The following is a 23,844-nucleotide window of genomic DNA, read 5'->3' on the forward strand; positions in this document are numbered from 1 at the left end:
CATGAACCCCTCCACACAAGAATCCACCGGCGCGCTGAAATCCGACCCGCGCATGAAGCAGTACTTCAGCAGCGAGGACGAGCGCCGCCGCATGACGAAGACCCTGTTTGACGACGCCGCGCCCGGCTACGACACGGCCGAGTCGCTGACCGGGCTGGGCAGCGGCGCCTGGTACCGGCGCGAGGTGCTGATGCGCATGGGTCTGAAGAAAGGCATGACGCTGCTGGACGTGGCGGCGGGCACGGGCCTGGTCACCGTGCCCGGCGTGGAACTGGTCGGGCCAGAGGGCCGCGTGATCGCGCTGGACCCGTCCCCCGGCATGCTCGCCGAGCTGCGCAAGAAGGTCGCCGTCGAAACGCTGGAAGGTTATGCCGAGGCCATTCCCCTGCCCGACGCGCAGGTGGACTTCGTCTCGATGGGCTATGCCCTGCGCCATGTCGGCGACATCCACAAGGCGTTCGCCGAGTACCTGCGCGTGCTGCGCCCGGGCGGCCAGGTCTGCATCATGGAAATCAGCCGCCCGCGCAGCCGCCTGCTGCGGGGCCTGCTGTCGTTTCACATCGCCGTGCTGGTGCCCCTGCTCGCCCGCCTGACCGGCCGCCATGCCGACGTGAAACGGCTCTGGGTGTACTACGGCGACACCATCGAAGCCGCGCTCGACCCCGACACCATCCAGGAGGCCCTGCGCCGCGCCGGCTTTGCCGACGTCGCCTGCTCGGTCAGCCTGGGCATCTTCCGCGAGTACACCGGACACAAACCATGAACGCCACCGAACTCTTCCTGATCGCGATGCTCATCATCTTCAGCCTGCCCTGGCTGGTGTGGCGGGTGTTCAAGACCGACTACTTCGCGCCGCTGGTCGTGGTGCAGATCCTCATGGGCATCGTGCTGGGCCCGGGCGTGCTCGGCCATTGGTTCCCGGAGTACTACCAGTTCGTCTTCACCCCGCCCGTGGTGCAGTCGCTCAACGGCGTCGCCTGGTGGGCGGTGATGCTGTTCGTGATGATCGCCGGCATCGAGCTGGACCTCGCTCAGGCCTGGAAGCACCGCCGCGAAAGCGGCATCACCGCTGGCCTCGCGCTGGGCGCGCCGCTGCTGCTGGGCTGTGGCGCGGCGGTCGTGCTGCTGGGGTTTGACGGCTGGGTTGGCCCGAAGGCGCTGGGCTGGCAGTTCGTGTTGGGCATCGGCATGGCCTGCGCGGTCACGGCCCTGCCCATCCTGATCCTGCTGATGGAGAAACTCGACATCCTGCGCGCACCGCTGGGCCAGCGCATCCTGCGCTACGCCAGTCTGGACGACATCGCGATCTGGGGCGTGCTGGCCCTGATCCTGATGGACTGGAGCCGCATCGGCAAACAGGTGATCTTTCTGGTGGGCTTCGTGGTGCTGGGCTGGGCGTTTCGCCGCCTCATGGCCTGGCTGGAGGAGAAGGACCGCTGGTACGTGGCGCTGATCTGGCTGGCCATCTGCGGCTTCGGCGCCGACTGGTCGGGCCTGCACTACATGGTGGGCGCCTTCCTCGCGGGCGCCATCATGGACGCGCACTGGTTCAACCAGGACAAGCTCGACCAGCTGCGCCACCACGTGCTGCTGGTGATGATGCCGGTGTTTTTCCTCTCCACCGGGCTGCGCACCAACTGGGCGGTCGGTGGTTTCGAGGTGTTCGCAGCAGCAGCCTTGCTGCTGGTGGTGTCGGTGGCGGGCAAGCTGATCGGCGTGCGCATCGCCGGCAAGGTGCTGGGCTGGGGCCCGGGCGAGGCGTCGCTCATTGGCTGGCTGCTGCAGACCAAGGCGCTGATCATGATCATCTTCGCCAACATCCTGCTGGACAAACAGATCATCACCAACGAGACCTTCACCGCCTTGCTGCTGATGGCAGTGGCCAGCACCATGCTGACGGTGCCGGTGGTGGCGCCGAAACTTCGGAGGCTGGGTCAGGCTTTGGGCGGCTGACCTGTTTCACTGATCCGCTTCTGTTGGCCCCCACCTTCCTTCGGCACTCAGTTGTGTGGGCAGGGGCAGGTGGTCCGGGTGTTCGTTCTCCGTCCCACCTCTCGGGCGGATGCCTGTGTGCGCTGCCGTTGCTTCATCAACTCCGTTGTGGTTTTCAGCCGCGTGGGCAACCGCGAATGGGGACTCCGCCCGCTCACCCAACCCACCTGCCCCCCAAGTAACGTTAGAGCGAACCGCCGGCACACCCACTTGTCTTTGGGGACGATGGTGGCATCCCCGGGCGCAGGCCCCATTCGCCGTTGCCACAGAGGCGGCTTGCTCACGCGTTGTTGACGCGGTAACAGGCGCCTGCGCAAACAGGCGACGGCGAGCGTGGGCCGGAGAACGGGGGTGACGCCATCGGCCTGCGCGAGGTGCAGGCAAGTCACTCCCCCGATGGGACCCTCAGGTGTCCGGGCAGCCCACCCGCTCCACCGTGATCGCGCCCATCACCGTCACCCCCTTGGCCGCGTTGTCGCCACCCCAGACGGTCGTGCCACCCGAGGCCGACGCCAGGCGCGCGCGGCAGTGCAGCTTGATGTCCATGCCCCCCATCACGTTGACGGCCGAGCGCAGGCAGTACCAGCCGTTGGGGTTGAGCAGCTCGATCTCGGAGGCGCCCATCACGTTCACGCCCGGGTTGACCAGGATCAGTGCGGGCGTGTCGGTGACCTCGCGGTCGGCGGTGCTGGGCCCGCGCCCGAACACCTTCACCGAGGTGGCCAGGGTCCGGTAGGTGGGGCGGCTGCCGAAGGGGTGGTTGTCGCCCCAGGCCCGCAGACAGGCTTCCAGCGCCGGGCTGTCCGCCTGCGCTTGCGCCAGACCCGAGCCCATCAGCCCCAGAAGGAGCACCGCCAGGCGCCGTGAAAAACCAACTGTTGTCATGCGCTGAACTCCTTGCCGCCAGGGCAGCGATGGCGCGTTCAGATCATCGCGCCGTTGATCGAAATCACCTGCCCGGAAATATAGCCCGCCTGATCGGACGCGAGGAAGGCCACGAGGTCGGCCACCTCTTTCGGCTGACCGACCCGCTGCATCGGGACCAAACGTTTGACCATGTCGGCATCGAACGTGCCCTCGATCATGCCGGTGGCGATCAGCCCGGGCGCCACGGCGTTGACCGTCACGCCCCGGCTCGCCAGCTCCAGCGCCAGCGACTTGCTCGCGGCGTGCAGCGCGCCCTTGGCGGCCGAGTAGTTCACCTGCCCCCGGTTGCCCGCCACGGCCGCCACCGACGAGATGCTGACGATGCGACCCCAGCGCGTGCGCATCATGGGCATGGTCAGTGGCTGGGTCACATTGAAGAAGCCGTTGAGCGACACGTCGAGCACGCGGTCCCACTGCTCGCCACTCATGCCCGGGAACACGGCGTCGTCGTGGATGCCGGCGTTGTTGACCAGGATCTGGATGGCCCCGGCCTCGGTCAGCGCTTCCAGCGCGGCGGCGGTCGCCGCCCGGTCGGTGATGTCGAAGGCCACGGCCTCGGCGCTGCCGCCCTCGGCCACGATCTGCGCCGCGATGGCCTGCGCTTTCTCCAGGCCACGGTTGGCGTGCACGATGACATGGTGGCCGTCGGCGGCCAGGCGCTGGCAGATCGCGGCACCGATGCCACCGCTGCCGCCGGTGACCAGGGCGCGCCGGCTTTTCGCTGAAGAGGTCATAAGGTTTGAGCGTCGAGCACCACCGAGGCACGGCCTTCGATCAGGCAGCGCTCACCGTGGTGGAGGTGGAATTGATAGAGGATGAGGCGCGCGTCACCCGACAGTCGCTCGGCGGTCACGCGCAGCGGCCCGGCCAGATCGTCCAGCCGGTTCACGTGCAGGCTGAGGCCGCGCACGCTGGTGAGGTAGCCCTGCGTGGGCGCGGCGTCGGACTTCGCCAGCAAGGCACCGTGCACGGCCATGGCCTGCGCGGCGTACTCCACGCCGGTCGCGGCCCCCAGGCGGTCTGCGGCACGCAAGGGGTTCAGGGGATCGGTGTGGCTCAGCGCGTCGCAGACGATGCGCTGCTCGCTCCACTCAAGCACGTTCTCCAGCAGGCACATGCGGCCCTGGTGGGGAATGTGCGCGGCGATCCAGGCGTGGTTCAACACGGTTGAAGGTCCACCTGCAGCTGCATGGGCGCGAGGTAGTCGAGCACCACCGGACCGGCCAGGCCGCGCGCCAGGCGCTGCAGCAAGGGCAAGGCGCGCATGGCCGGGATGTTCTGGCGCAGGCCTTCCATGGCCGTGTCGCCCAGCACCTCGGCCTGTGCCCGGCTGGGCGTCACCGTGATCGACGCCAGCGAAGCGTCGCTGCGCTGGGCGCTGAGCAGCAAGGCCACGCCGCCGCAGTCGGGCGTGTCGCGCTTGGCGTGCAGCGGCTCGGGGTACTCGCTGTCGTAGGCCACCAGCAGCACCGGCTGGCCGTCCATGGCCACCTGGGCCAGAGCGTCCAGCAGACCCGCGCCGAAGCTGGCGTCGAACGCGCCCAGCACCTGGCACGGCGCCATGCTGTGCGTGGCGATGCCCCAGTAGCCGGCCGCGGCGTTGTGCACCGAGTTGTGAAAGCGCGTGGGCGAGATCTGGCGGTCGTCGCCCGCGAGCTGCTCGCACAGCGAATGGCAGTTGTGGCCGTCGGCGCCGGACGCGGCGAACACCGTGGCCAGCGTGGAAGCGTCGGCGCCCGCGTGGGTCACCGCCTCCTGGCCCACGCCCAGGCTGAGCCGGATGACGCGGCTGGCGCGTCGGCGCTCGGCCGGGGGCAGCAGCAAGGGCACCGGCAGCACGCTCGGTGCCGGCACATGGGCCACCTCGCCGCGCAGCACCGCCGACGCGGTGGCCCAGTCGGGCAGACCGGGCGCGATCAGACCGATGCCGTTGATCCAGGCTTGCAGGGGTGCTGCGTTCATGCTGCAACCCCTAAAACGAGGCTGCAGTTGCTGCCGCCGAACCCGAACGAATTGCTGAGCGCGTGACGCAGTGGGGCGTCACCACCCTGGAGCTGGTAGCGGATCGGTATGGCCGGGTCCAGCGCGCCCGTGCCCGGGCTGCCGGGCAGGCGCCCGTCGGTCAGCGCCATGGCGCAGATGATGGCTTCGATGGCGCCGGCGGCGCCCAGGGTGTGGCCCATGTAGCCCTTGGTGGAATTGCCCGGCACGGTGTCGCCGAACAGCGCGCTCACGGCCTGGCCTTCGGCCGAGTCGTTGGCGGGCGTGGCGGTGCCGTGCAGGTTGATGTAATCGATGTCGCCAATGCCCAGGCCCGCCGAGCGCAGCGCGGCCTCCATGGCCAGGCGCGCGCCCAGGCCCTGCGGGTGCGGTGCCGACATGTGGTACGCGTCGCTGGACTCGCCCACGCCGAGCAACATCACCGTGCCGGCAGCGGGCGCGTCGTTGCGCTCCAGCAGCGCAAAGGCGGCCCCCTCGCCGATGGAGATGCCGTCGCGCGCGGCATCGTAAGGCCGGCAGGGACGTGACGAGGTGAGTTGCAGCGAGGCAAAGCCGTAGAGCGTGGTCAGGCAGAGCGAATCGACACCGCCGACGATGGCCGCGTCGATGGTGCCCAGCGCGAGCTGGCGGGCGGCGGCGGCGAACACCTTGGCGCTGGACGAACACGCGGTCGAAATCGCCATCGCCATGCCTTCCAGCCCGAAGTGGTCGCGCGTGAACTCGGCGAGCGAGAAGGCGTTGTGGGTGGTGCGGTAGTGGAAATCGTCGGGCAGCGCGCCGCTCACCGGGTCGCGCCGGCGGTAGGCCAGCTCGGTCTGCAGGATGCCGGCGGTGCTGGTGCCGAGGAACACGCCCACACGATCGGCACCATACCGGGCGGCCGCCTCGCGCACGCGATCGGCAAACCCGTCGGTCTCCAGGCCCATCAGGGTCAGGCGGTTGTTGCGGCAGTCGTAGCGGGCCAGCGCCTCGGGCAGCGCCTGGGCGTCCACGTCCGGGACCTCGCCCACCCAGGTGTCGAGATCCACCGATTCGAAGGCGCACGGTGCGAGCGCCGAGCGCTCGGCGCGCAAGGCCTCGCGCGTGGCCGCCAGCCCGCGCCCAAGAGCGGTGGTCAGTGTGTAGGCGGAGAGTTGCAGAGGGGTCACGTGGGGCGGCGGATCGTCAAAACCCGCAGTGTAGAGGAAGGGTTCAAGCGGACGCGCTCAGGCGGGCACGCGGCACACCAGCATCACATTGGCGAAGGTCTTGCCCTCGCTCATCGGTTCGGTTTCGACCTCGAAACCCAGCCCGGTCAGCAGCGCCTGCCACTCGCCCAGGCTGCGGCAAAACAGTCGGGGCCGCTGGTGGCTGCGCGCCAGGGTCACGGCGCGGTCCACCCAGTTCGACATCCGGAACGACCACCCCGCGCTGGCATCGCCGACCCGGGTCAGGAACAGGCCACCGGGCGGCAGCGCAGCGCGGATGCGCCGCAGCAGGCGCTCTTGCGAGGCGTGGTCCACGTAGTGCAGGGCATCGAGGATGGTGACGGCGTCCACCTGACCCAGTTCAACCCGGGTCATGTCGCCCTGCTCCACCTGCACCAGCGGGTGTTGGCCCGCGAAGGTCGCGGTCGCACGCTCCACGTCGCGCGCCAGCAGTTCGACACCGCGCAGGCTCTGGAAACGGGGCGCAGCCGCCCAGTCGGCGGGCCACTGTCCCCGCTCGGACAGCCGCTGCGCCGCGAGCAGCCAGGCGAACAGGCAGCCCTGCCCGCAGCCGAGGTCGAGCAGCCGGGCACCCGACGGCAACAGGCCGCGTCGCAGCACCTCGCGGAAGATCGGGTCGCCACCCAGCTTGCCCCACGCGTGGAAAAAAGCGAAGCGGCCACCGGCCCAGAAACGGCGGCTCGCGTCGGCTCGCAGGGTGTTCAGAAACGCCCGGGGCGCGGGCGCACCGCGGCCCTGAGCGCTGCGGCGCGCGCCAGATGGGGAGCCGCCCGGCGCCGTGCTCATGGCAATGCCTTCGCCCTGCGGGCCGCGGTGCGCGCTGTCATGCCAACGCCTGCTGAAGCGTCACGGCCTGCAGGGACTCGGCCTTCAACCGGTGAAGCAGCAGCGGCAGGGTGGCCAGGATGACGGGTTGCCCTTCGGGCGTGAGGGCCGCGTGGCCGTCGTGCATGAGCAGGATGTCGCCCGGCCCCAGTCCGCGGGTCAGGCGCTGCAGCACCTGCTGCGGACGGCCGTCGCGCGTGTCGTAGGGCCGGCGGGTCCAGGCGGCCAGCTGCAGGTCGAGGCTGGCGAGCACCGGCTCCAGGAACGGGTTGCGCAGACCGGCGGTGGGCCTGAAAAACAGCGGCGACTGGCCGGTGATGTCAGAGAGCGTGGCCTGGGCGGCCGCGACGTCGGCACGCATGCGCCGGGGTCCAAAGAGGGAAAACGCGTTGGAGTGGGAGTCGCCGTGGTTCTCGACCCGGTGACCGCGCGCCACGATCTCGCGGCACAACGCGGGACTCTGGCGCGCGCGCCAGCCGATGCAGAAAAAACTGGCCCGGGCACCTGCTGCGTCCAGCAGGTCAAGCACGCGCGGCGTGATCTCGGGGTCGGGGCCGTCGTCGATGGTCAGCGCCAGTTCGCGCCGCGCCTGGGAGCGCGCCGGCAGGCGGGTGAGGTTGGGGCCGAGCAGGTTCGTGCGGGGCAACAGACCTGCGCCCGTGATCACCGCGTGGTTCAGCGCCACCGCCCCCAGCGCCCAGGGCCAGATCGCTGGCGCGGCCACGGTGCCGAGCGCGGCGCCAACGTGCAAGGCCGCCGAGGCCTTGAGCGCGGGAGAGACGGTCCAGGGTCGGCTCATGGCAGGGCGGGAAAATGGCCCAGGTCGAGGAAACGCCGCCAGAGCGGCAACCAGGCCGCCCAGTCGTGTTCGCCCGGCACGGTGAGGTGGGTGGTGGCGGGCAGTTGCTCGGCCAGCATCTGCATGCCATCGGCGAAACGGTCTTGCGCGCCGTAACCCATGAAGAGCGGCACCGGAGGCAGCGGTTCTTTGAGCCACTGCCAGAGGCGCACGTCGGGGTCGGTCTGCTGGTCGGCGCCCGCCTGCCAGGCGTTCAGCCCGCCCGCGCGCCGGATGGCGTTGGTGGTGATGCGCCCGCCCGCGTAGGGCGCCAGCAGGCACAGGCCGTGCATCTCGCCCTGCCGCCCTGCCAGGCACGACAAGGCCAGCTGGCCGCCGCGCGAGATGCCGCCCAGCCACACCCGCCGGTAGCGCGCGCGCGCGGGGGCGAGCCAGTCGGCTTCGAGGGTTCGCAGCGCCCGCTGGTTGTCGGCGCCTTCGGCGTGCAGGTCGGGCGCAAGAAGGTCCAGCGCGAGTGCGCGGTGTTTCACTTCGGCGAACAACCCGGCCGCCACCATGTGCTGGGGCGTCATGAGGGCGCCGGGCAGCATGATCATCACGCTGTCGGCGCCGCATTCATGGCGCTCCGTGGGGTTCACTTCCCGCCTTTGGGGTACACCAGCACGGCCGACAACAGCAGCGCCAGCAAGGCGCCCGGCCCGACCGTGATGCCCACGGCCTGCAACACCGGCACGCTGGAGCTGGCGAGCGTGCCGAACCCGATCACGGTGGTGAGCACGGCCACGGCCATGGACATCAGCGTGGCCTCGTCCAGCGGTTCGCCCGCCGCAGCGCGGTCGAAGAACAGCGCGTAGTTGGAACCCACGGCCACGATCAGCAACATGCCCACCAGGTGCAGCAGGTGCAGGCGTGCGCCCGACAGGTGCAGGAGCGCAATCACGCAGGCCACGGTCAGGGCCAGGGTGAACAGCACGCGGGACAAGCGAGCGGCCGAGCGCATCGTGAACGCCAGCAGCAGCGCGATCGCCGCCACGCCCGCCATCGACAGCTGCACCGCCTCGCTCACGTAGCCGCTGTAGAGCGATTCGAATTCGGTCTTGAGATCGACGAACACGGCCCCGCTGCCGGCCAGCGCGGCGCGAAGCTGGTCGGCCGGCAGGCTGGATTCGAGCGCGTCCGCCGTGGGGCGCAGCGGCATCATCGCGGTCCACCCACCGTCCTGGGTGCGGGTCAGCATCGAGTCCACCCCCAGCGCGAGGGCGCTGCCGTCCAGATCGGCGCGGTGCATGACGCCCTGGCTGCGGGCCGCCGTCACGTCGGTCAGGAACGGGCCGAGTTTGCGGGCCGACAAGGGCGAATCGACCAGCGCCCGGTCGAGCCGGGCCTGCAGCTCGGCCGGCTCGGGCAGGCTGGACAGGCGCTGGCGCTGCAGTTGCTCGCTGGGCAGGAAACGAGCGGGGCTGTCGTAACCGCCGATCACGCCCGACGCCACCAGCCTGTCCAGCCGCTCACCCGCGCGCTCGGCGGCCTGCAAAGCGCCCTCCTGGTCGGGCGCCGTCACGGTCACGAGGTAACGCGCGTCGGGCGCGGCCAGGTCGGTCCGCATGCGCGAGTCGGCGTTCGCTTCGGCCTCACTCACCGTGGACAGCGCCGAGAGGTTTCCGTCCCACAAACCATCGCGCACCTGCCACAGGTAGGCCCCCACCACCACGGTCAGCACCGCCGCCATCCAGCGCAGGCGGTGGGCCTGGTTCAGCAGCGAGAGCCCCTTCCTCACCCAGGGGCCCGACTGCGGCACGTTGACGCCCGCACCGGTCAGCGCGGGCAGCACGAAACGGGTCACCAGGGCCGCGGTGATCACGCCCGACAAGGCGTACAGGCCCAGCTGCGACAGGCCCGGAAAACCCGAGAACAACAAGGCACCGAAACCGATGGCCGTGGTCATGACCCCCAGCCGGATGGTCGGCCAGAACACCCGACGCCATTGGTCGATGCCCTGATGACCGGCCTGCACGAAGTAATAGATGGCGTAGTCCACCGCCTCGCCGATCAGGGCCGACCCGAAGCCGACCGTGATGCCGAACACCGTGCCGTGCACCAGGCTGACCATCACGATGCCGGCGAGCGTGCCACTGAGCACCGGGATCAGGCCCAGGGCGAGCAGGCGAAACGACCGGTAGACCCAGAACAGCACGAGCCAGATGGCCACCGAGCTGATGAGCGACAGCCGGGCCACCTCTTCCTTGATGGTTTCGCGGGACTGCACCGCGAACTGACCGGGTCCGGACAGGTTGAGCGTCAGCGCCGAATGGCCGGTGGTCTGCAGCGACTGGGCGAAGGTCTGGCGCACGATGTTGATCGCGGCAGCCTGCCCGTCCGTGTCGGAGCCGAGCGCACGCGTCTGCAGCAGCAGCATGGCGCGATCGCCATTGCGGGAGGCCCACACGCCCGCGCGGGTCTGCGGCTGTGTCGCCGGGTTCAGCTGCCCCAGCACGGCCAGCACCTCGCCCGTGGGGTCGTTGGCCAGAAACGGCTTGAGCAACACGCCGGCCGGCGATGACAGCAGGTCGATCGTGTCGGTCACCGCCGACCTCAGGCCTTCTTCGGTGAAGCGCTCGGGCGAGACCACCGGGCTGAGCTGGTAGCGGTGGCGCAGCAACACATCGCGCTCGCTCTCCAGCCCGCCCGCCTCGCCGTTCTGCACCGACACAAAGGCCGGGTCGCTGGCCAGGCGCTTGCGCAATTCCCGCGAAACCGCCGCGCGCTGGGCCGCATCGCCGCCGTCGATCGACAGCATCAGCAGGCGCGAGACCGTGCCGTCCTTCAGTTGGCCCACCAGCGCCTGTTGCTCCACCGTGGGCTTGGACGGCAGAAAAAACGACATGTCCGCAGAAAAGCGGCTGTTCCACACCACGGCCACGCCGGCCAGCATCAGCGCCAGCCAGACCAGAAACACCTTGACCGCGCGCGACCTCATTGGAAAAACTCCGTCCAACGGACTGCGGTGCGAGCCCCTTCGGGCGGCCGTGCGGGGCTCATTGAGCTTCAATCGGTTCGATGCTGATCTCCGAACGGTCGCCGTCCACCTGCAGATACTCGATGTGGCGCACCTGGCTCTTGCTGCCGGTCACGGTGATGCGCTGGAGCAGCGCCGCGATGGCGGGCTCACTCGGCACCAGGGTCAGCACCCACTGGGCGCTCTCGCCCTGCAGCCTGAGCGCGTAGTTCTGCTCCAGCGACTTGCGGTTGCCAGCGAGCGTGCTGCGGATGCTGTCGACGAAGGCCAGCGCCTCCGGGCGGCTCTGCAGGTTGATGGTGAGCTTGCGCTGACCGCGCTCCATGCTGAGCGTGTCCTTGTCCAGCACCATGGTTTCCGCCTTGGGCAGCAGGGTGCGTTTTTCCAGCCTGTCAGGCGGGCTGTACACCATCTCGCCGCTGGCCTGCACCGGCTTGTCGAGCAGGGCCACATGGCGTTTTTCGACAAAGCGGGCGCGCCCGCCCTTTTGCCCCGCCAGATCGGTCATCAGCTGATCGATGTCGTACGCCGCATGAGCGGCGGTTGCCAGTCCCAGCCACAGCAGGGCCATACCAAAGCGTCGCATCATTTTTTCCAGAAGTCGAAGAAGTTGAACCAGTTGTAAGGCGCCAGCCTGCACAGGCGGGCCAGGCTGTCGGCATAGGCCTGCACAGCGCCCTTGATCGCCGCGTCGCGCCCGCCGCGCTCGATCTGGGAAAAATCGGCCAGCGGCTCGAAATGCAGCTGGTATCGGTTGCCCCCCAGGTACAGACCCGCCATCAGGAACACCGGGCGCTTGAGCATCGCCGCCATGCGCCAGGGACCGAGCGGGAAGGCAGCCTGTTCACCCAGAAATTCGACCTTGACCGTGGCGTCATCGCCCAGCGAGCGGTCGGCCAGCATGCCCACCAGAAACCCTTCATCGAGCTTGTCGCGGACCTCCAGCATCGACTCCAGGTGGCCGAGGGCGATGATATCTTGCATCGCCTTGGGATTGATGGCGGCGAGTGTGGCATTGAGCTTGCGCGCGTTCTGCTCGTACATCAGCATGGCCACACGCAGGCCCTTCTTGCCGCGCCCCATGGCGCGCAGCACCTCGAAGCTGCCGAGGTGGGCGCCCATGAGCAACGCGCCTGGCTGCTTCTGAAGCTGCTCCAGCAGGGCCTTGTCGCCCATCACCTCGATGTCAAACACGTCGAAGCGGTCATTGAGCAGGTAAATGCGGTCGTGGATGGTGCTGGCAAAACTGAACACGTGGCGGTAGCCGTCGCGCCACCCCGCCCAGCGCCCCAGCACCCTGTGCAGGTAGGCACGGCTCGCGCGGCGCGCGGCCGGGGCAAACAGCACGAAATAGGTGGCGATGCCATGCAACACAATCCGCCCCGCACGGCGGCCGAACGACAGCGAGATCCAGACCATCAGGCGCAGGATCGCGAGGTTGCTGCGCTCCTGGCGCCGCATCCACTCAGGTTGCGCACCGGTCTGGCTGGTGGTGTCCGTCATGGCGTCGAGGGCTGCAGGCTGCCCGACGCGACATCGCGATCGCCACAACGCACCACAAACGACACACCACCGCGCGCACCGTCCTGCAGCGCGAACACCAGCTCGTCGCCAGGCCCGCAGGGGCTGAGGAACTTGGCCTGGGTCACCTGCCAGGCGCCGCCCTGGAGCCCCAGGTGCTGGCCGGCCAGCACGACGGCGTGGTCGAGCAAAACCACGCCGGGCACGATCGGGTGCCCCGGGAAATGGCCGGCAAAGGCCGGATGGTCGGGCGGCACCCGCCAGGCCCGCTCAAACACGGCCATGCGCCACCCGCTCCTGGTACAGCGCCTGCAGTGTGGTGCGCAGCAGCTTGCCCGTGCTGTTGCGCGGCAGCGCATCGACCAGCACCAGGGGACGCGGCTGGAACACGCGGTCGATGCGTTGGCGCAGTGCGCGTTGCAGCACATCCACCGACAGGCCGGGTGCGACCACGAACGCGGTCAGGCGGGTGATGCCACCTGTGTCTTCCGCAGTGTCATCGGGCAGGAAAAACGCACCGTCTTCCACTCCCTCGATGGCGCACAGCTGATGGTTCAGGTAAGCCAGCGAACTGCGTTTGCCGGCGATGTTGACCAGGTCGGCATGCCGGCCGTGCAACAGGAAGCGCCCCGCGTCTTTCAGCTCGATGATGTCCGACAGCGGCACCCGGCCTTCCACATGGCCCTCGCGGGCATAGGTGGTGTCGTTCTCCTGCTCCAGCACCACACCGGGCAGCAGCTGCCACAAAGGGCCATCGGTGGTGCGACGGCACGCGAGCTGACCCGACTCGGTGGACCCGTAGATTTCATGCACCGGCGCCCCGCCCCGGGCTTCGGCACGCGCGGCCAGCTCGGCGCCCAGCGGCGCCGTGGCCGACAGGCAGGTGTCCAGGGCCGGCCACGCCAGATCGGACGCCAGCAGGGCCGAGAGGTGGTAGGGCGTGGTCACCAGCATGCGGGGGCGCGGCACGGCGTTCAGCGCGTCCACCACGTCCTGCGGATAAAACGGCTTGCCGCTCCAGAAGCTGCAGCCGCCGTGCAACGCCATCAGGAAGGTGGACTCAAACCCGTAGCTGTGTTGCGCGGGCACCGTGCCCACGAGCACGGGTGGCCGATCCAGCAAACCCAGGCCCACGGCCTCGGCCCGGCCGTTTTGCACCAGCCGGCCCCAGGTTTTGGCGTGCGGCTGCGGCAAGCCCGTGGAACCCGAGGTGAACAGGATCGCGACCACGCGATCGGCGTCCACGGTGGGCATGTCGAGCACCTGCGGGCGGGGCAACGTGGCCAGGTCCGGGAAATCGATGCACGTCAGTCCAGCCGATTCAAAGGCACCGTCCACAACACCGAAAGCGCCAGGTCGGTCGAGCGCGAGCCGTTGCAAGGTCTCGGCCGAGTGGGAGGCCGGCTGCAGACTGGTCTTGCCGGACAGCAAGCAGGCGGCAAACAGCACCGCGAAGTGGTAACGGTCCTCGCACAGATTGATCACGCCCTCGCCAGCAGGCAGCAACGCCGCGACCGCCTGGGCGTCGGCAAGGAACTCGCGCACCGTCACCGGGCCGGCGGGGCGCCAGGCCAGCACGTCGTCCAGCCCGCGGCCGCTGATCAGCGGCAAGCGGCTCATGTGAGCCCCTCCGCCCCGTGGTGCGAGCTGGCTTGGGAGCGGCCCGGCGCTGCGGCCATTGGACAACCTTCGCTCTGCAAGCTGCGGTGCGAGCTGGCTTGGGAGCGGCCCGGCGCTGCGCTCATGCGCCCAACACCCAGCGTCATTTGGTGCGTTGGCTGGCGACGTGGGTCGAGAGCGCGCGCAACGACGCGTAGATCTTGTCGTTGTTCTCGTTGTCCGAGCGCAACTGGAAACCATAGTGTTTGGAGATCACCAATGAAATCTCCAGCATGTCGATGGAATCCAGCCCCAGGCCTTCGCCGTAGAGCGCATCGTCGGGCTTCACATCCTGGGGCTGCACCTCCAGATTGAGGGCTTCCACGATCAGCGCAGCCACCTCGGCCATGAGGTCATCGAAAGGAATCTCGGGTACTTGGGACATGTCGTGGTTCTCGGTATCAGGATGAGGGCGCAGCGCGGAACGCCAGCACGGCGTTGCTGCCCCCAAAGGCAAAAGAGTTGGACAAGGCGACGCCCAGCGGAACGCCTTGGCGTCCTTCCAGGACGTGATCGACCCCTTCACAGGCGGGATCGAGCCGGCCCTGAAGGTGGGCCGTCGGGGGAATGGCCTGCTCTCGCAGTGCCAGCACCGTGGCCAGCGCCTCGATGGCACCCGCCGCGCCCATCAGGTGACCGTGCATGGACTTGGTGGCGCTCACCGCCAGCGAGGGCGCATGGTCGCCAAACACCGCCCTGAGCGCACTGACCTCGATAGGGTCTCCCTCCACGGTGGCGGTGCCGTGGGCATTGACGTAACCGACCTCGCCGGGCGCCAGCCCACCGTCTGCCAGCGCCGCCCGCAGCGCGCGGGCCTGCCCCTCGGCCTCTGGGCGAACCAGGTGGCTGCGGTCACAACTCGTGCCGTAACCCACGATTTCAGCATGAATGCGGGCGCCCCGGGCCACCGCGTGGTCCCAGTCTTCGAGCACCATGGCAGCCCCGCCCTCGCCCAGCACCAGGCCAGCCCGATCGGCGGCAAAAGGCCGGCAGGCCACCGGGGCCGTGTCGGCATTGCCTGGCGCCACGAGCCGCATGGCCTCCCAGGCCTTGCCCACGGCGTAAGCCTGGGTGGCATCGGATCCACCCGTGATGGCCACCGTGGCCTCGCCCGAGCGCACGCGGCGAAAGGCCTCACCGATCGCCACCGTGGACGAGGCACAGGCCACCGTGTGGCTCATGCTGATCCCGCCCAGGCCGAGCTGGATGGACAGGTGGGCATTGACCGCGTTGTTCATGCCCATGACCACCGACAGCGGCGAGACGCGTTCGCGCCCGTTCTGCCACATCTCGCGGTAGCCTTTTTCAAAAGCCAGGATGCCGCCCAAGGCCGTGCCCCAGATGCAGGCCCAGTCGTTGCGATCATCGAGGTTCGCGGGCTGCCGCTCCAGCCCGGCGTCTTGCCAGGCGTCAAAAGCAGCCGACACGCCGAGGTGGGCAAAGCGCTCCATCATCGCCGCCAGCGGTTTGCCCAACGCGACAACAGGGTCGAACTGATGGCAACTCACGAACGGCATGGACAAGGGCCGAGGCTTGTCGTCGGTCAGCAGGTAGCGCACCGCCGAACGACCGGCGAGCAGGTGTTCGAAGAAGGCGTCCACGCCGCCTCCGTACGGGCTGACCAATCCCAGTCCCGTGATGGCCACACGGCGGCAACTCATGATTGCGCGGCTTTGGCTGCGCGCAGGTTGTCGATCAACCGGACCATGTCGCCGACGGTTTTCGGAACGGTCACGTTGGAGTCGATGGAAATGCCCAGGCGATCTTCGGCCTCGAACATCAGCTCGGCCAGCATCAGCGAGTCCACGCCCAGATCGGCGAGCAGCGCCGCATCGACCACCTGGTCGGGCTGGGTTCCCACGCGCTCATGGAGAAATTGGCGAATCAGTTCGGTCGATTGCATGGCATACATTTCATGATTGGCTGTCTTGCTTCGACCCCGCCTCCCGGTCACACAGGCTGTGCGGGTGCGGGGGCCAGCACAGCGCCAGAAGCCCGGCGCACACCGCCGATCAGCACAGAATTCTCAGCTTTTGATTGTACAGCCGGCACAATGCGCGAAGCTGTTCCCCCATCGCCACCATGACCCACCCACAGCGCGCCCCCGCGCGCGTCCACCCCGCCCCTTTTGAAGCACTGCCCAGCGACACGGCGAAGGGCGTCTCCGACACGTCGGGATGGCCAGGCCGGCTGGGCCGCCGGTTTGGCCTCTATTGGCCGCTCAAGGGCGTGGGCACCACCACCTTCATGTTTCTGTTTTTCTGGAGCTACTTCTGGATCCTGAAAAACCCGCGCAGCGATGCCGTGGTCATGCCCGAAATCTGGCTCGACCGCTGGATCGATTTCACGCCAGCCGCGTTCCCGGTGTACCTGACGCTCTGGCTCTACGTCTTTCTTCCGCCAGCGGTGATGGGCAATTTGCGCGCCCTGGTGTGGTTCGGCGTGTGGGTCGGTGCCATGTGCGTCTTCTGCCTGGCCCTGTTCTGGTGGTTTCCGACCCAGACACCGGTGTTCGACATGGACTGGAGCCGGTATCCAGGCGTGTCCTTTGTCAAAGACATGGACGCGCCGGGCAACGCATGCCCGTCGCTGCATGTGGGTTCGGCGGTGTTCAGTTTCTGCTGGCTGCAACGCATCCTCCGGCAGTTGCGAACCCCGGTGGTGCTGCAATGGATCTCTGCCGTGCAATGCGTCGCGATCATCTGGTCCACGATGGCGACCTTGCAGCACGTCGCGCTGGACGTGTTCGCGGGCATCGCGGTGGGCCTGGCCTTCGCGGCGGCATCGCTGGCCCACGTGAAAAACACGGCCTGAGCCAGCACTCAGTCTCGCAGCACCCGCAACACGTCGGAGTGGAACTCGCGGCTGTACAGAATGGCCACCACCGTGAGCGTGCCGATCACCATGATCAGTGGCGACACAAACCAGGCCAGCGCGGCAAACGAGAAGTAATAAGCCCGCAGGCCGTCGTTGAAGGTCTCTGCCGCGGCACCCACCATGGCCGCGGCCCGGTCGGCGTACTTCAGCGCGTCGAATTTGCCCGACTTGAACTCCGAGGGCGGCGGCATCGCACCGATCACCAGGGCCACGAAGGTGTATTGCCGCATGCACCATGAAAAACGGAAAAAGGCGTAGACGAAGATCGCGACCAGCACCAGGATCTTGAACTCGAACACCACCAGCGAGGTCGTCTGGGCGAAGGGGATTTCGCTCATGAGTTCGGTGGCCTTGTCGGTGGTGCCCAGCAGCGCAAACAGTCCGCCGATCACCAGGATCGACGTGGACGAAAAGAAGGCCGGCGTGTTCGACAGCGTCTGCGTGATCAGGCCATCGAGCATCCGCGGGTCGCGCATGGCCGCCTGGCGCATCCAGTACCCCCGGTAGCGGTTGGTGGTGACCAGCAGCGACGAACGCCGCTGCCCCCACACGCGCGCAAACCAGGCGTAGCCCACCCACAAAGCAAAAAAGCAGACCAGCGCCAGCCAGTCTGCCCAGGGAAGGAGCGAGAAAATTTTCATGTCCCTGATGTTACCCATCCGGGACATGCACCGCGCTCAAACCCCATCAGCCTTTGAACTTGGCGGTCACGGCGGACACGCGGGCGCCAAACTGGCGCGCGGTTTCCAGGTCGCCCGGGAGCATTTCGTTGGCGCCCGCGTCGGACGGGCTCTGCGCCATGGCGCCGCTGAAGGAACCCACGTAGTTCAGGTCGTTGCGCTGCGCGGCCTTGCTGTTGCTCGGCAACATGCCCGTGCCGACCCAGATGCCGCTGTGCTGCATGGCCAGGGTGAACAGGTAGTGCAGCGTGGACAGCTTGTCGCCGTTCATGGTGGCGCTGTTGGTGAAGCCGGCGAAGACCTTGTCCTTCCAGACCTGGGTGAACCAGGGCTTGCTCGACGCGTCGGCGAATTTCTTGAACTGCCAGCTCACCGAGCCCATGTAGGTCGGTGAGCCCATGATGATCGCGTCGGCCGCGTTCAGCGTGTCCCAGCCGCCTTCAGGCAGATTGCCTTCGGCGTCGATCGCGATCAGCTCCGCGCCAGCGCCTTCGGCCACCGATTGCGCCATGCGCTGGGTGTGACCGTAACCTGAGTGATAGACCACCACAACATTTGCCATTTGATAACTCCAGAAAGAGAGCGCCAGGGCGCGGGGTTGGAACGACGGGGAAAGCGGTTCGGGTTCAGTTCGTGCGGCGGGCATCCAGGCTGAAGGCGCCGGCACCGAAGGCCGCCAGTGCGAGCAGGCCACCGGTCACGCCCACGTTCTTCATGAACAGCAACTGTTGCATGAACTGCTGTTCAGCGGGCACCGACCAGTAATTGTGGAAAAAGAACGAGGCGATCAGCGTGAACAGGGCCAGCACCAGGGCCACCCAGCGCGTGCCGAAGCCCACCAGCAGCGCCAGGCCACCGAGCACTTCCACCACGATGGCTGCGACCGCACCAAGCGTCGCCAGCGGCAGGCCCACCGAGGCGATGTAGCCCACGGTGCCTTCGAAACCGGTGATCTTGCCGATGCCGGCGGGCAGGAACAGGGCCGCGAGCAGCAGGCGGGACACCAGGGCGAGGGGGTTTTGCAGGGCATTCATGGAAATCTCCTTGGGAGTTGAAAAAAAGGAAAGAAAAAGGTCGGGGAGTCAGGCCACGAGGTCAAACACCAGCACCTCGGCATCTTCGCCGTGGGCCAGCTGGAGCAGCGTTTCGCCTTGCAACAGCGCGGCGTCGCCGGTGTTCAGGTGCTGGCCGTTCACGTCCAACGCACCGCGCACCACATGCACATAGGCCTTGCGGCCTGGGTCCAGGGCCAGTTCGGCGCTTTCTTCCGCATTCAGCAGCCCGGCGTACAACGCAGCGTCGGCGTGGATGCCCACCGAACCCTGCGCACCATCGGGCGAGGCCACCAGCCTGAGCAGGCCACGCTTGTCCACGTCGGCAAAGGTCTTCTGCTCGTAGCCAGGCTCGATGCCCCTCACGTTGGGTTCGATCCAGATCTGCAGGAAGTGCGTGGTCTGGTCGGGCGCGTGGTTGAACTCGCTGTGCATCACGCCCTTGCCTGCGCTCATGCGCTGCACATCACCTGGCGGGATGCCCTTGACATTGCCCATGCTGTCCTTGTGCGCCAGATTGCCTTGCAACACGTAGCTGATGATTTCCATGTCGCGGTGACCGTGCGTGCCAAAACCCATGCCCGGCGCGATGCGGTCTTCGTTGATCACGCGGAGGTTGCCCCAGCCCATCCAGGCCGGGTCGTGGTAGCCCGCAAACGAAAACGAGTGGTGACTCTTGAGCCAGCCGTGGTCGGCGTAACCGCGTTCCTGTGAGCGTCTGATCTGCATCATGGTGAATCTCCTGAAGGCCCAGCCTCGGTGGCTGCATGAAGGTGATTGTGGGCAAGGGAGACCCGTTGCAGGCGGCAGGGATTTGATGGCATCATTCAATTCATTTGAATGAAAATGCCGATCAACCTCCACTCCTGAGACAGTAGCACCATGGCCACCCACACCCCCCGCTCCGCGCTGTCGCCGGAAAACCTGGGCTTGCTGGAGGCCGTGGCGAGGCTGGGCAGCATGGCGGCCGCGGCGCGCGAACTGGGCATGGTGCCCAGCGCCCTGACCTACCGGGTGCGACAGATCGAAGACGCACTGGATGTGCTGCTGTTTGACCGCAGCGCGCGGCGTGCCCAACTCACACCGGCCGGCGCCGAACTGCTGCGCGCCGGGCAGTACCTGCTGGGCGAGCTGGACGCCGTGGCCCAGCGCGTCAAACGGGTCGCCACCGGCTGGGAACCTCAGCTCACGATCGCCGCCGATGCCATCGTGGCACGCGGCACGCTCTTCGAGCTGTGCGAGGCCTTCTACGCGACCGGCGCGCCCACGCGCCTCAAACTCCGCGCCGAGACGCTTTCAGGCACGCTCGAAGCTCTGCAGAACGGCCTGGCCGATCTGGCGCTGGGGGTATCGGCCGAGGTGTCGCTGCCCGACATCCAGACCGCGCCCCTGGGCCAGATGCGCTTCGTGTTTGCCGTGGCCCCCCACCACGCACTCGCGCCGGTGCAGCACCACCTGTGCGACGACGAGCTGCGGCACCACCGCGCGGTCGCGGTGGCCGACAGCACCCAGCGCGGCAACGGCCAGTCGTTCAACATCCTGCCGGGCCAGGATGTGCTGACCGTGCCCACGATGCAGCACAAGCTCGAAGCGCAGTTGCGCGGCCTGGGCTGCGGTTTCCTGCCGCTGCCCATGGCCCAGCCCTACATCACCGCGGGCCACCTGGTGGTCATGACCACACAGCGCCCCAGCCACGTCATCCGGGTGGCCTACGCCTGGCGGCGTTCACGCAACGCGACCGACACGGGACGGGCACTGCGCTGGTGGCTCGACCGCCTGCAACACCCCACCACACGCAGCGCCCTGCTGGAAAACCATCACCTCGGCTGACGCGAATCAGGGCGTCCGGCGCACGAGGACTGCTACAGTGCAACCATCCCATCCAACCACCGCACAGCGCCATGAAAAACAACAAGACACCACGCCCCCGCCCTCCTGTTTCCGCCACGCGTGCGCGCAAGGTCGAGGCCGCCGACCGCCCGGGCACCTTGCACTTTGCGGTGGTCGGTGCGGGCATGGCCGGTGTGGCCTGTGCGCGCACCCTGGTGCAGGCCGGGCACCGCGTCACCCTGTTCGAGAAGAGCCGCGGCTTTGGGGGGCGCATGTCCACGCGCCGCACCGAATTCGGCGGCTTTGACCACGGCGCGCAGTACTTCACCGTGCGCGACAAGCGCTTCGCCCGGACCCTGCTCACCGCGCAGACCATGGTGCGACCCTGGAGCGTGAGCACCGTGCGCGTGCTCGACGAACTGGGTCACGTGCTGGCCAGCGCGCCGCCGCCGACCGAACCCCATTTCGTGGCCGTTCCCGGCATGAGCGGGCTGGTCAACCACTGGGCCCAGCCCCTGGCCCACCCCGAACTCTTCGGCAACCTGAAGGCGCGCACCTTCACCGAAACGCGCGTCACCCACATCGAACGCGATGTGCTGCACGCCGAACAATGGCAACTGCGCGCAGAAGACGCGGAAGGCGGGCAACACGTGATCGGCGGTTTCGACCGCGTGCTGCTGGCGCTGCCGCACCTGCAGGCGCACGACCTGCTGCTGGCGTCGGGCCACGCCCCCCACCTGCGCCATCAGCTGGCCTCGGTGCAGGTCGCACCCTGCTGGACCTTGATGGTCGCGTACCCCAACGCCATGCAGCCCGGTCTTCCCCACCTGGGGCCGCAGTGGAACGCTGCGCGCAGCACGCACCACCGCATCAGCTGGCTGGCCCGCGAAAACAGCAAGCCGGGCCGTGAACCGATCGAGCGCTGGACCATCCAGGCCAGCCCCGCCTGGTCGACCAAGCATCTGGAAGACGACGCCGACCGCGTCAAGGCCAAGCTGCTCAAGGGCTTTGCCGAAATCACCGGCATCCGCGCCACGCCCAGCCATGCCGTGGTGCACCGCTGGCGCTTTGCACAGACCCAGCAGCCGCTGGGTCAGTCGTACATCTTCGACAAGGAGCTGGGCATCGGCCTGTGCGGCGACTGGTGCCTGGGCCACCGGGTCGAAGACGCCTTCGTCTCCGGGCTGGAGCTGGCGCTCGCAGTGATCTGAACTCCCGGCGCCGCTACGCGTCGTCCCCCCAGGGGACACACCAGCGGCCCGGCGAAGCCGGTTCCGCGGTGTCTGCTGGCACGTCACGCGCTCCGGAGACTTGCCTTTGTCAACCGCCCCAGACCCCACCTACCGCGGTCGTTTCGCGCCATCCCCCACCGGGCCGCTGCACGCGGGCTCTCTCGTGGCGGCGCTGGCCAGTTGGCTGGACGCTCGCGCCCACGGCGGCACCTGGATCGTGCGCATCGAAGACGTGGACACACCGCGATGCCAGCCGGGCGCGGACGGATTCATCCTTCGGCAGCTCGCCACCTGTGGCCTGGTCAGCGACGGGCCCGTGGTCTGGCAGTCGCGCCGAGGCCCCCTGTACCAGGCCGCACTGGACCGCCTGATCACGGCTGGAGCGGCCTACCCCTGCGCCTGCTCGCGCAAAGACATCAACACCGCGCTTCACGCGGCAGGGATCGGTCGTGAGCGCCACCATCTGGCCGTGTACCCGGGCACCTGCCGACCCGAGCGCGGCGGACTGCATGGCCGGGCGGCGCGGGCCTGGCGGTTTCAGGTCGGGCCCGGCACGCTGCACTGGACCGATCGCCGCCTGGGACCGCAGGCACAGGACGTGGCCACCGAGGTCGGCGACTTCGTGCTGCGGCGCGCCGATGGCCTCTGGGCCTACCAGCTCGCGGTGGTGGTGGACGACGCCGACCAGGGCATCACCCAGATCGTGCGAGGCGAGGACCTGTGCGACAACACGCCACGCCAGCGGCTGCTGCAGCAGGCGCTGGGTCTGCCGGTGCCGGGCTATCTGCACACACCGCTGGTCATGGGTGGCAACGGCGAAAAGCTGAGCAAACAAAACGGCGCGCAGGCGCTGGACCTCGCCGCCCCGCTGTGCGCCTTGAATCAGGCGGCGCAGCACCTGGGCCTGCCAGCCGCGACCGGCTCCCTGCCCGACGCGCTCGCACAGTGGGTCAGCGCCTGGCCGTGGAGAGACCTGGCGCCGGTTTGAAAGCGTTCAGGTCCGGATCTTGCCGTCGCCCGTCAGCATCGACAGCTCGACGAACGACGAGGCCACGTGATCGCGGCCGCTCAGCGACACCGAGTACCCACCCAGCGACTGCTCGCCCAGCGACTCCAGCCCGCTGATCAGCGAGTCCCGGGTCACGCGCGACCCGGCGCGCCGAATGCCTTCGGCCACCAACTTGGCAGCGAGATACCCCTCCATGCTGGAGAAGTTGGGCTGCACCTTGTTGCCCCCCTCGGCGATCGCGTCACGGAACTCGCGCGTGATCGGCTTGGAGCCCGCATAGGGATTGGGAACCACCTGGGACACCACCACGCCGGCACCGTCTTTGCCCAGCTCGTCGGCCAGTGCCTGCGTGCCCACGAAAGACACGTTGTAGAAGCTGCCGCCGTAGCCCGCCTTGCGGGCCGCGCGGATGTAGGCGGCGCAGGACTTGTAGGCGCTGATCTGTACCACCGCCTGCGGGTTGGCGGCGTTGATCGTGGCCACGGCCGCGGCCACGTCCACCGAGTTGCGCTCGACCGTGGCCGTGGCCACCGGCTTCAGGTTGCGCGACGAGAGTGCCAGCGTCATGCCGTCGAGCCCGGCCTTGCCGTAGGCGTCGTTCTGGTGGAACACCGCGACCCGGTTCAGGCCGAGGTTGTGCAGGTTGCGAACGATCAGCTCGGTTTCGTCGTTGTACGAGGCGCGCAGGTGAAAGGCCATGCGGTTGAACGGCTGACGCAGCGACATGGCGCCGGTGAAGGGCGCAATGAACGGCACGTCAGCCTTGGTCGCCAGCGGCAACGCGGCGACGCTGGTGGGCGTACCGATGTAGCCGAACAGCGCGAACACGTCGTCGGCCAGCAGCTTGCGGGTGTTTTCGGCGCAGCGGTCGGGCTCGTAGCCGTCGTCCATCTGCACGATCTCCACCCGCTGGCGACCCGAACCACCCTGTGCGTTGTACTGGTCAAAAAACAGCTTGGCACCGGCATGGAACTGGATGCCCAATTGCGCCGCGGCGCCGGTGAACGCAGCCGACTGGCCCAGCACGATGCGGTTGGACGATTGCGCGTGCAGCACGGGGACGGCGAGCGCCGCGACGCCGGCCGCGCAACGGGCAAATTCACGGCGGGACAGTCCCGAGGGCGGGGAAAGAAGGTTTTTCATGAAGGTCCAACGACGTGGCCGCCGTCTGCAAGGCCGAGGCCCGGGAGGGTGTGAAGGACACAAATCCTAACGG

General features: G+C 68.1%; 27 protein-coding genes. 6 read left to right on the forward strand and 21 right to left on the reverse strand.

Annotated elements, in window-relative coordinates; all coding sequences use genetic code 11:
- The first annotated feature begins 1 nt into the window (after position 1).
- Both IV088_RS04195 and IV088_RS04200 read left to right on the forward strand, forming a co-directional pair.
- Positions 2-763 carry a class I SAM-dependent methyltransferase gene (locus tag IV088_RS04195; protein WP_291098121.1) on the forward strand — a complete coding sequence of 254 codons (762 nt, stop codon included), beginning with the start codon at positions 2-4 and terminating at the stop codon, positions 761-763.
- The gene (locus IV088_RS04200) at positions 760-1,953 is read left to right on the forward strand and encodes a cation:proton antiporter (RefSeq protein ID WP_291098123.1); all 1,194 of its coding nucleotides are present in this window, start codon (positions 760-762) and stop codon (positions 1,951-1,953) included. The genes IV088_RS04195 and IV088_RS04200 overlap by 4 nt, the downstream gene beginning before the upstream one ends.
- Before the next feature lie 444 nt (positions 1,954-2,397).
- Here the strand turns inward: IV088_RS04200 and IV088_RS04205 are convergent, their stop codons facing one another.
- The 16 genes from IV088_RS04205 to IV088_RS04275 form a co-directional block, all read right to left on the reverse strand.
- The gene (locus tag IV088_RS04205) at positions 2,398-2,877 is read right to left on the reverse strand and encodes a hypothetical protein (protein WP_291098125.1); all 480 of its coding nucleotides are present in this window, start codon (positions 2,875-2,877) and stop codon (positions 2,398-2,400) included.
- 38 nt (positions 2,878-2,915) lie between these two features.
- Entirely contained in the window at positions 2,916-3,653 is a 738-nt protein-coding gene (gene fabG / locus IV088_RS04210; RefSeq protein ID WP_291098128.1) for a 3-oxoacyl-ACP reductase FabG, read from the reverse strand.
- Positions 3,650-4,084: a 3-hydroxylacyl-ACP dehydratase gene (locus IV088_RS04215; RefSeq protein ID WP_367171563.1), complete on the reverse strand. Its 435-nt coding sequence runs from the start codon at positions 4,082-4,084 to the stop codon at positions 3,650-3,652. The genes fabG and IV088_RS04215 overlap by 4 nt, the downstream gene beginning before the upstream one ends.
- A complete protein-coding gene (locus IV088_RS04220; RefSeq protein ID WP_291098130.1) occupies positions 4,078-4,881 on the reverse strand; it encodes a beta-ketoacyl synthase chain length factor in 804 nt (267 codons plus the stop codon). Before IV088_RS04220 ends, IV088_RS04215 begins: the two co-directional genes overlap by 7 nt.
- Entirely contained in the window at positions 4,878-6,068 is a 1,191-nt protein-coding gene (locus IV088_RS04225) for a beta-ketoacyl-[acyl-carrier-protein] synthase family protein (RefSeq protein ID WP_291098133.1), read from the reverse strand. Before IV088_RS04225 ends, IV088_RS04220 begins: the two co-directional genes overlap by 4 nt.
- 57 nt (positions 6,069-6,125) lie before the next feature.
- Positions 6,126-6,914: a class I SAM-dependent methyltransferase gene (locus tag IV088_RS04230; RefSeq protein WP_291098136.1), complete on the reverse strand. Its 789-nt coding sequence runs from the start codon at positions 6,912-6,914 to the stop codon at positions 6,126-6,128.
- Positions 6,915-6,951: 37 nt separating this feature from the next.
- The gene (locus tag IV088_RS04235; protein ID WP_291098139.1) at positions 6,952-7,752 is read right to left on the reverse strand and encodes a polysaccharide deacetylase family protein; all 801 of its coding nucleotides are present in this window, start codon (positions 7,750-7,752) and stop codon (positions 6,952-6,954) included.
- Positions 7,749-8,390: a hypothetical protein gene (locus tag IV088_RS04240; RefSeq protein WP_291098141.1), complete on the reverse strand. Its 642-nt coding sequence runs from the start codon at positions 8,388-8,390 to the stop codon at positions 7,749-7,751. Before IV088_RS04240 ends, IV088_RS04235 begins: the two co-directional genes overlap by 4 nt.
- Complete coding sequence (locus tag IV088_RS04245) at positions 8,387-10,729, reverse strand: MMPL family transporter (protein WP_291098144.1); 2,343 nt, start codon at positions 10,727-10,729, stop codon at positions 8,387-8,389. The genes IV088_RS04240 and IV088_RS04245 overlap by 4 nt, the downstream gene beginning before the upstream one ends.
- Before the next feature lie 58 nt (positions 10,730-10,787).
- Positions 10,788-11,354: a LolA-related protein gene (locus IV088_RS04250; protein WP_291098146.1), complete on the reverse strand. Its 567-nt coding sequence runs from the start codon at positions 11,352-11,354 to the stop codon at positions 10,788-10,790.
- A complete protein-coding gene (locus IV088_RS04255; RefSeq protein ID WP_291098149.1) occupies positions 11,354-12,271 on the reverse strand; it encodes an acyl-CoA synthetase in 918 nt (305 codons plus the stop codon). The genes IV088_RS04250 and IV088_RS04255 overlap by 1 nt, the downstream gene beginning before the upstream one ends.
- Complete coding sequence (locus IV088_RS26320) at positions 12,268-12,573, reverse strand: 3-hydroxyacyl-ACP dehydratase FabZ family protein (protein WP_367171564.1); 306 nt, start codon at positions 12,571-12,573, stop codon at positions 12,268-12,270. The genes IV088_RS04255 and IV088_RS26320 overlap by 4 nt, the downstream gene beginning before the upstream one ends.
- Positions 12,560-13,909, reverse strand: coding sequence for an AMP-binding protein (locus tag IV088_RS04260; RefSeq protein ID WP_367171565.1), 1,350 nt, complete (start codon positions 13,907-13,909; stop codon positions 12,560-12,562). The genes IV088_RS26320 and IV088_RS04260 overlap by 14 nt, the downstream gene beginning before the upstream one ends.
- Before the next feature lie 142 nt (positions 13,910-14,051).
- Entirely contained in the window at positions 14,052-14,333 is a 282-nt protein-coding gene (locus IV088_RS04265; RefSeq protein ID WP_291098152.1) for a phosphopantetheine-binding protein, read from the reverse strand.
- Positions 14,334-14,349: 16 nt separating this feature from the next.
- Positions 14,350-15,609 carry a beta-ketoacyl synthase gene (locus IV088_RS04270; protein ID WP_291098155.1) on the reverse strand — a complete coding sequence of 420 codons (1,260 nt, stop codon included), beginning with the start codon at positions 15,607-15,609 and terminating at the stop codon, positions 14,350-14,352.
- Positions 15,606-15,851: an acyl carrier protein gene (locus IV088_RS04275; protein ID WP_291098157.1), complete on the reverse strand. Its 246-nt coding sequence runs from the start codon at positions 15,849-15,851 to the stop codon at positions 15,606-15,608. The genes IV088_RS04270 and IV088_RS04275 overlap by 4 nt, the downstream gene beginning before the upstream one ends.
- Positions 15,852-16,030: 179 nt before the next feature.
- On the opposite strand from IV088_RS04275, the gene IV088_RS04280 reads away from it, so the two are divergent.
- Positions 16,031-16,762, forward strand: a complete 732-nt coding sequence (locus IV088_RS04280) for a phosphatase PAP2 family protein (RefSeq protein WP_291098160.1) — start codon at positions 16,031-16,033, stop codon at positions 16,760-16,762.
- Positions 16,763-16,770: 8 nt separating this feature from the next.
- Here IV088_RS04280 and IV088_RS04285 read toward each other — a convergent pair whose 3' ends face one another.
- The 4 genes from IV088_RS04285 to IV088_RS04300 form a co-directional block, all read right to left on the reverse strand.
- Complete coding sequence (locus IV088_RS04285) at positions 16,771-17,466, reverse strand: DUF599 domain-containing protein (RefSeq protein ID WP_291098162.1); 696 nt, start codon at positions 17,464-17,466, stop codon at positions 16,771-16,773.
- Between the two features lie 46 nt (positions 17,467-17,512).
- On the reverse strand, positions 17,513-18,067 hold the full coding sequence (locus tag IV088_RS04290) for a flavodoxin family protein (protein WP_291098165.1): 555 nt from the start codon (positions 18,065-18,067) through the stop codon (positions 17,513-17,515).
- Between the two features lie 64 nt (positions 18,068-18,131).
- A complete protein-coding gene (locus IV088_RS04295; RefSeq protein ID WP_291098168.1) occupies positions 18,132-18,539 on the reverse strand; it encodes a DoxX family protein in 408 nt (135 codons plus the stop codon).
- A gap of 48 nt (positions 18,540-18,587) precedes the next feature.
- Positions 18,588-19,289: a pirin family protein gene (locus IV088_RS04300; RefSeq protein ID WP_291098171.1), complete on the reverse strand. Its 702-nt coding sequence runs from the start codon at positions 19,287-19,289 to the stop codon at positions 18,588-18,590.
- 150 nt (positions 19,290-19,439) lie between these two features.
- On the opposite strand from IV088_RS04300, the gene IV088_RS04305 reads away from it, so the two are divergent.
- The 3 genes from IV088_RS04305 (at position 19,440) to gluQRS (ending at position 22,607) form a co-directional block, all read left to right on the forward strand.
- Positions 19,440-20,387: a LysR family transcriptional regulator gene (locus IV088_RS04305; RefSeq protein WP_291098174.1), complete on the forward strand. Its 948-nt coding sequence runs from the start codon at positions 19,440-19,442 to the stop codon at positions 20,385-20,387.
- Positions 20,388-20,572: 185 nt separating this feature from the next.
- Positions 20,573-21,598 (forward strand): FAD-dependent oxidoreductase, encoded by a 1,026-nt coding sequence (locus IV088_RS04310; protein ID WP_291098219.1) that lies wholly within the window; start codon positions 20,573-20,575, stop codon positions 21,596-21,598.
- Between the two features lie 106 nt (positions 21,599-21,704).
- Positions 21,705-22,607, forward strand: coding sequence for a tRNA glutamyl-Q(34) synthetase GluQRS (gene gluQRS, locus IV088_RS04315; protein WP_291098177.1), 903 nt, complete (start codon positions 21,705-21,707; stop codon positions 22,605-22,607).
- Between the two features lie 6 nt (positions 22,608-22,613).
- On the opposite strand, the gene IV088_RS04320 is transcribed toward gluQRS, so the two are convergent.
- Positions 22,614-23,771 (reverse strand): ABC transporter substrate-binding protein, encoded by a 1,158-nt coding sequence (locus IV088_RS04320; protein WP_291098180.1) that lies wholly within the window; start codon positions 23,769-23,771, stop codon positions 22,614-22,616.
- Positions 23,772-23,844 lie beyond the last annotated feature (73 nt).

The organism is Hydrogenophaga sp. (genome assembly GCF_018780075.1).
GTDB lineage: Bacteria > Pseudomonadota > Gammaproteobacteria > Burkholderiales > Burkholderiaceae_C > Hydrogenophaga.